At 63.7% G+C, this 5,132-nt stretch carries 5 protein-coding genes; all 5 read right to left on the bottom strand.

Annotation, left to right across the window (positions count from 1 at the left end; all coding sequences use genetic code 11):
- Positions 1–815 (bottom strand): fatty acid desaturase family protein (locus tag ABSG20_RS29360; RefSeq protein WP_423867963.1); only part of this gene is annotated, 815 nt, incomplete at its 3' end.
- Positions 816–875: 60 nt separating this feature from the next.
- Complete coding sequence (locus ABSG20_RS29355; RefSeq protein WP_423867962.1) at positions 876–2,099, bottom strand: bifunctional alpha/beta hydrolase/OsmC family protein; 1,224 nt, start codon at positions 2,097–2,099, stop codon at positions 876–878.
- Between the two features lie 113 nt (positions 2,100–2,212).
- A complete protein-coding gene (locus ABSG20_RS29350) occupies positions 2,213–2,878 on the bottom strand; it encodes a sulfite oxidase-like oxidoreductase (protein ID WP_423867961.1) in 666 nt (221 codons plus the stop codon).
- Positions 2,879–3,266: 388 nt separating this feature from the next.
- Positions 3,267–4,589, bottom strand: a complete 1,323-nt coding sequence (locus ABSG20_RS29345; RefSeq protein WP_423867960.1) for an MFS transporter — start codon at positions 4,587–4,589, stop codon at positions 3,267–3,269.
- 39 nt (positions 4,590–4,628) lie between these two features.
- On the bottom strand, positions 4,629–5,132 hold a 504-nt coding region (locus ABSG20_RS29340), incomplete at its 5' end, for a cytochrome P450 (RefSeq protein ID WP_423867959.1).

Here is a 5,132-nt window from a genome sequence, read left to right as displayed (position 1 = left end):
TGATGCTCGGCGTGATAGTTGACCCAATAGGGCGCGATCAACAGCCGCTCGATGGCGCCTGCGTGGGTGGTGCGGGCGTGGCTGAAGGGGTCTTCGCCGGTGGAAGTGCAGGCGTGCTCGGCGATGTTGCGGATCCGCGTCACCAGCGGCAACCATGTGGCCATCGCAACCACCCAGACCCCCCAGTACCAGATGCCCGCGCCCGTTATGATGAACAGGCCGAACATCAGCGCGTTCACGCTGAGGAAGCGCGCCATCTTGTCTTTGCCCGCGGAGACAAAACTCTCATGCGAGATGGGGTCGTCGGCATCGCTGCGCCTGAACAGCGACAGCAACAGCGGCAGTCTCTGTTTCACAAAGGTCTGGCCGGTGAGATCGCGGATCGCCTTGCGGACAAGACTCGCCTTGCTAATCGGAAACGGCGCCGACAGCGCCAGATCGGGATCCTCGGGCTGCTGGGTGAATTTGTGATGCTGCAGGTGATAGGAGCGATAGCTGGCGAGGTCGGCGCCGACCGGGACCGCGCACAGCCATTGTCCGATCCATTCGTTGATCGCCCGGTTGGCGTGCAGCCCGCCATGGGCAGCTTCATGCATCAGAATAGCCAATCCAAGCTGCCGCGTGCCGACGATCATCACCGCGATCAGCCAGGTCAGGGGATTGGGCCAGAGCACGACCAGCGCGATCGCCGCGGCGATGGTCGCCCAGGCGTGCACGACGAGCCAGATGCCCCGCAGCGAGCTGCGCGAAGTCAGCCGGCTCCATTCATCGGGCGTAAAAACGATCTTGGGGTCGATCCGGGCCACGGCCGGCATTGGCTGGTTCCTCCAGAACGTTCGCTCTAGAGCGTTTTATAGGCTCGACCGCCGGCGCGTTCAATCCGCGGCCGTCGTCACAATATGGATCTCCGAGGTCAGGGTGCGATGCACCGGACACTTGTCGGCGATTTCCATCAATCTTGCACGCTGCGCGGTATCGAGCTTGCCCTCCATGGCTATCACCCGGTCGATCTGGTCGAGCATCCCGGCTTTGGTTTCGCATTCGGCGCAGTCTTCCGCGTGGATCTTGTTGTGCCGCAGCGTCACCGTGACGCGATCGAGCGGCAGCGACTTGCGATCGGCATAGAGCCGCATGGTCATCGAGGTGCAGGCGCCGAGGCCGGCCAGCAGGAAGTCATAGGGTCCGGGCCCTGAGTCCTCGCCGTCGGCGGCAACCGGCTCATCGGCCAGCATGCGATGCGGCCCGACCGCTATGCTCTGCTGCAATTTGCTGTTGCGGGTCTCGCGCACCACGACGTGGCGCGGCGCTTCGGCGGCAACGGCCGTTGGCTCCGATGTGACCGCATCGAGATAGCGGGTGGACCAGGCGGCAATGACATCGGCTGTGTATTCGGCGTCGGCCCTTTTGGAGAGCAGATGATCGGCGTCCGCCAGCGACACAAAACTCTTGGGATGCTTGGCCGCGACGAAGATGCGGGTCGCGTTGTCGATGCCGACGGTATCGTCGGTCGGCGCGTGCATGACCAGCAGCGCCTTTTGCAGTTTGGCGATGTGCGCCATCAGATTGTGTTCGCCGATATTGTCGAGGAATTCTCTGCTGATGTGAAACGGCCGGCCGGCGAGCGAGACTTCGACCTCGCCGTGCTCGCGAATGTCCTTGAGACGATCGGCAAACAGGCCGGTGACGTGGGCGGGATCGGAGGGAGCGGCGATCGTGACGACGGCTCTTGCATCCGGAATTTGCGCGGCCGCCGCCAGCACCGCGGCGCCGCCAAGGCTGTGGCCGATCAGGATCGCCGGGGCTTTGCGGGTTTCGCGCAGGTGGTTGGCGGCGTGCACCAGGTCGGCGACGTTGGAGGAGAAGGTGGAATTGGCAAAATCGCCTTCGCTGGAGCCCAGGCCCGTGAAGTCGAAGCGCAGCACCGCGATGCCCTTGGCCGATAGCGCCCGCGCGATCCGGCTCGCGGCCAAGACATCCTTGCCGCAGGTAAAGCAGTGCGCGAACAGCGCATAGGCCCGCGGTTCCCGGTCGGGCTGATCGAGCGCCGCCGCGAGCTGATAACCACCCTCACCGGTGAATTGGAAACGTTCGGTGGGCATGCGCGTTCTCCGTGGCTCGGGTCATCGTCACCTCTACCGCGATGGGGAGTGACGACGGATCACTTCTCCCTCAACCCGCAAACGGGTGCAAGCGGGGAGAGGTGATCCCGGCGTCAGTCGCCGGAATAGCGTTCTTCTTTCCAGGGGTCGCCGCGGTTGTGATAGCCGCGGACTTCCCAGTAGCCCGGCTGGTCGGCTGCGAGGAATTCGATGCTTTGCAGCCATTTTGCACTCTTCCAGAAATAGAGGTGCGGCACCACCAGCCGCACCGGGCCGCCGTGTTCCTGCTCAAGGGGCGCACCGGACCAGCTGTGCGCGAGCAGTGCATCTTCGGCGGCAAAATCTGCCAGTGCCAGATTGGTGGTGTAGCCGTCATGGCTGTGCAGCACGACGAAACGCGCCTCGTCGCGCGGCCGGCAGGCTTCCAGCAGATCGCGGGTCGAAAGCCCCTCCCATTGATTGTCGTAGCGCGACCAGGTGGTGACGCAATGGATGTCGGACATGAACTTCGTCTGCGGCCGCGCGGTGAACGCTGCAAAATCCCAGAACACCGGCTGTTCGACCGCGCCATAGACGTCGAGCCGCCAGCGCTCGCGGGAAATGGCAGGCGTCAGGCCGAGGTCGAGGACGGGCCAGTCCCTGGTCAGATGCTGCCCCGGCGGCAGGCGTTGTTGTTCCGGGCGGGAAGTCTTTCCGGTAAGGAAACGGCCCTCGCGCGCCCAGCGCTGCTTGCTGCGCGTCAGTTTTGAGATCGGAGGTTCGTCCTGCTCGTCGGCCATCTCTCACGCTATGCTCTCAAGAATATTCCTTCACAGGCCGACGATTGTAACAGCTCGGTCGGCCTTTCCAAGCGGTTCGGCCGTAGGGTGGGCAAAGCCAACGGGTCGCGCGAACGCGCGCACCCGATGGCGTGCCCACCAGCTTTTCAAATCCAGCCGAGCGATTCCGTGAAACCAATCGTTTCCGAGCGTTGCTCTCTCGCTCCCTCTCCCGCACTGCGGGGGGGAGGTTTGGGGTGGGGGCAGACGCGGGAGGTGTGTACGTGGAGGCACCCCCACCCCGACCCTCCCCCGCGAAGAGCGGGAGAGGGAGCGCAGCAGCGCAAGCTTCGATATGATTCGAACTTCGGAAACGCTGCACTTTGCCCACCCTACGCGCTTTCGCAGCTTATTCGTGCCGATGCATCGCCGAGGCATGCTTGGTGTCACGCATGGTGGTGTAGATGAGCAGCGAAAGAAAAATCACGCCGCTGAGATAATAGTAGAACCAGTCTTCATGTCCCAGGCTCTTGAAGGACAGCGCGATCGCGGGCGCGGTTCCACCGAACACCGACACGGTAATGGCGTAGGGCAGGCCGACGCCGAGCGCGCGGACCCTGGTCGGAAACAACTCGGCTTTGACGATGGCGTTGATCGAGGTATAGCCGGCGACGAAAATCCAGGCCGCGCAAATCAGCAAAAACGCCATCACCGGCGACTTGGTCTCCTTCAACGTGGTCAGGATCGGTATCGTCGACAGCGTGCCGGCCACGCCGAAAAAGACAAATAGCGGCTTGCGGCCGATGCGGTCGGAGAGCGCGCCGTAAATCGGCTGCAGCAGGGTGGCAAAGATCAGCGATCCGAAAATCACCAGCGTGGTCTGATCTTCGCTGAGGCCGACCGACAATTTGACAAACGTCTGCATATAGGTCGTGAAGGTATAGAACGCGGCGGTGCCACCGGCGGTCAGGCCCACCACCAGCAGCAGCTCGCGCGGATAGCCCAGCAGGCCGCGGATCGAGCCGCTCGGCCTGGCGATCTTCTTTGCCGCTTCGAACGCATCGGTCTCGGGCAGCTTGCGCCGCATCACCGCCGCGAAAATCGCCAGGAGAGCGCCGATCACGAAGGGAATCCGCCAGCCCCATTGCTTCAATTCCTCAGGCGTCAGAAACACCTTTTGCAGCAACAGCAGCACGATGATCGCGGTGAGCTGGCCGCCGATCAAGGTGACGTATTGAAAGCTCGAATAGAAGCCGCGATGGCTGGCGTCGGCGACTTCGCTCAGATAGGTCGCGCTGGCGCCGTATTCGCCGCCAAGGCTCAACCCCTCGATCACCCGCGCCAGCGCCAGGATGGCCGGTGCGGCGATGCCGATCGCGGCATAGGTCGGCGTCACCGCGATGATCAGCGAGCCGAAGCACATGCAGACCACCGACAGCGTCAACGACAGCCGGCGGCCGTGGTGGTCGGCGATGAAGCCGAACAGCCAGCCGCCGAGCGGCCGCATCAGGAAGGTTGCCGCGAACAGCACCGCCGCGTTGAGCTGCTGCACGACCGGGTCGCTCTGCGGGAAGAATGCGGGAGCGAAGTACAGCGCAAACGCCGTATAGGCGTAGAAATCATACCATTCGACAAGATTGCCGGCCGAGCCGATCAGGATCGCCCGGATCCGGCGCCGCACGTCGGCGAGTTCGAAAACATCGGCCGCCGGGTTCAGGGCTTGATCTGTCACAGAGGTCTCCGGGGATCAGATTCAACCGATTGTAACAGCTCAGTTCGTCTTTCCAAACAGCATCGGCAGCTGGCGCGGTCCGCGCACCGTGCCTTCCGACCAGGTGACCCGGCCGGCGGGGTCCAGCCTGAAATCGGGAATGCGCTTCAGCCATTGCTCGATCGCAACCGTCATTTCCATGCGGGCGAGATTGGAGCCGACGCAACGGTGAATGCCGAGCCCAAAGGCGGCGTGGCGATTCTCCTTGCGGTCGATCACGACCTTGCCGGCGTCCGGGAAGGCGGCGGGATCGCGGTTGGCGGCGGGGAACGACAACAGCACCATGTTGCCGGGCTTGATCGGGCAGCCGCTGACCACCGTCTCCTTCATCACCTCGCGCGCCATCGTGACCGGCGAGTAGGCGCGCAGCAATTCCTCGACCGCGGTCGGCATCAGCGCGGGCTCCGCGATCAGGCGGGCGCGATCGGAAGGCGTCTGCGCCAGATGCCACAGCGAGGCACCGATCGCGCTCCAGGTGGTGTCGATGCCGGCGATCAGGATCAG

The organism is Bradyrhizobium sp. (genome assembly GCF_049512235.1).
GTDB lineage: Bacteria > Pseudomonadota > Alphaproteobacteria > Rhizobiales > Xanthobacteraceae > Bradyrhizobium.
Note: the sequence above shows the minus strand (reverse complement) of the source record. Positions and strands in the feature narration are given on the sequence as shown.